Raw genomic sequence first — 2,049 nt, forward strand, 5'->3', positions numbered from 1 at the left:
GTGGAGGAGATGAACCACGTTACCGCTGTCTGCCAGCGGCCGGAATCCGTCCAAAACGGGCGGCAGGCCCTGGCGGATTACATACGCGTCATACAGGCGGAGGCCGCGAAACGCTCCGGCGTAGAAACGGACCCCCTGTTGGCGGCGGCAGAAAAACATAAAGATAAAAAGGGAGAAAAACGGAATGTCTAATAAACAGGATGCCAAGGAGCTGGAGCGTCAGGCCGACGCCATTTTAGCCGCCGCCGAGGCGGAGGGGGCCCCGGAAGAACCCGCTCCTCCCCGGATCATGACCGACGAGGAGGCCAAGAAGGCCGGCATCGTCCGGCTGGACGACAAGCAGGTGGCCGCCCTTCCCGCCGCCTCCTGGCTCATCAACAATGAAAAGCTCCGGGAGCTGCTGGCCAAGAGCAAGAAAAAAGGCAAGGTGGAGTCCGCCGAGCTGATGGAGGCCGTGGACGATCTGAACCTCGAGGGCGAGCAGATGGACCAGCTCTATGACTCCCTGGAGGCACTGAACATCGACATCAGCGCCGAGGATGACCTGCTCCCGGAGCTCCCCGAGGAGGGCCCCGCCGCCGAGGAGATCGCCGGCATGGAGGAAGAGGAGCTGGTGGACCCCAACACCCTGGTCAACAGCTTCTCCATCGACGACCCCGTCCGCATGTATTTAAAGGAGATCGGCAAGGTGGCCCTGCTGACGCCGGAGGAGGAGGTCAGCCTGGCCCAGGCCATGTCCGCCGGGAACGAGGCGGCCGAGAAGCTGGCGGAGCTCCGCCGCCAGCGGGAAGAGGGCGCGGAGATCGACCCCGCCCTGGAGGCGGCCCTGCGCAAGCAGTACCGCGCCGGCGAGACCGCCAAGCAGAAGCTGGCGGAAGCCAACCTCCGTCTGGTAGTTTCCATTGCGAAACGCTATGTAGGCCGTGGGATGCTGTTCCTGGACCTGATCCAGGAGGGCAACCTGGGCCTCATTAAGGCCGTGGAAAAGTTCGACTACACCAAGGGCTACAAGTTCTCCACCTACGCCACCTGGTGGATCCGCCAGGCCATTACCCGGGCCATTGCCGACCAGGCCAGGACCATCCGCATTCCCGTCCACATGGTGGAGACCATCAACAAAGTCATCCGGGTCAGCCGCCAGCTCCTCCAGGAGCTGGGACACGACCCCTCCCCCAACGAGATTGCCGCGGAGATGAACATGCCCGTGGACAAGGTGCGGGAGATCATGAAGATCGCCCAAGAGCCCGTGTCCCTGGAAACCCCCATCGGCGAAGAGGAGGACTCCCACCTGGGGGACTTCATCCCGGACGAAGGGGCGTCGGAGCCCAGCGAGGCCGCGTCCTTCACCCTGCTGAAGGAACAGCTGATGGACGTGCTGTCCACTTTAACGCCCCGGGAGGAGAAGGTCCTTAAGCTTCGTTTCGGCATTGAGGACGGGCGGACCCGGACCTTGGAGGAAGTGGGCAAGGAGTTTAACGTTACCCGGGAGCGCATCCGGCAGATCGAGGCCAAGGCTCTGCGGAAGCTCCGGCATCCCTCCAGGAGCAAAAAGCTGAAAGATTTTTTAAACTGATCAAAAGAGAAGGAAGCCCGCCGGCAGGCTTCCTTCTCTTTTATTTATTTCAAGTAGCTCAGCAGCCTTCCCGCCTCCAGGGCGGCCTGGGCCCGGACGCCGTCGAAGTCCACGTAGGGGTTATAGACCGCTTCCAGGGCGTCGTGATTCCGCTTGGCGTCTTTCAGCGCGTCTATCGCCTCCTCCCGGAGCAGGGCGGTCATCCGGGTCTGGAAGCGGAGGCGGGACCGGCCCTCGGTCTCCGTCATGGCGTCCAGCCGGATGCGGCGGTAGGGCTTTTTGCCGTAGTCCATCCCCGGGCAGGAGGTGACGAAGGCCAGCCCCAGGCCGGGAATCAGCAGGTGCTCGATGCGGCTCAGGTCCTCCGGAGCGGGGCAGACGATGGTATTCCAGCCCTTCTCCGCCGCCGCCGCGTGTAGCCGGGCCAGGGCCCCGCCCGCCAGCTCCCAGGTGTCGGCGAACTCATAGACCTCGGG

Annotated in this window: 2 protein-coding genes and 1 pseudogene; 2 read left to right on the plus strand and 1 reads right to left on the minus strand. The window is 63.5% G+C overall.

The genetic code is table 11. The features are described from left to right. Both JX325_RS15825 and rpoD read left to right on the plus strand, forming a co-directional pair. Positions 1-192: hypothetical protein (locus JX325_RS15825; protein WP_204792015.1), on the plus strand; the 192-nt coding region annotated here is incomplete at its 5' end. Beyond that, the gene (rpoD, locus tag JX325_RS15830; protein ID WP_243414136.1) at positions 185-1,573 is read left to right on the plus strand and encodes an RNA polymerase sigma factor RpoD; all 1,389 of its coding nucleotides are present in this window, start codon (positions 185-187) and stop codon (positions 1,571-1,573) included. The genes JX325_RS15825 and rpoD, both read left to right, overlap by 8 nt. A gap of 44 nt (positions 1,574-1,617) precedes the next feature. On the opposite strand, the pseudogene JX325_RS15835 reads toward rpoD, so the two are convergent. Then, a pseudogene (locus JX325_RS15835) lies at positions 1,618-2,049 on the minus strand (hypothetical protein); the annotation flags it as partial.

This window comes from Oscillibacter sp. CU971, from assembly GCF_905219725.1.
In the GTDB taxonomy this organism is placed as follows: Bacteria; Bacillota; Clostridia; order Oscillospirales; family Oscillospiraceae; genus Oscillibacter.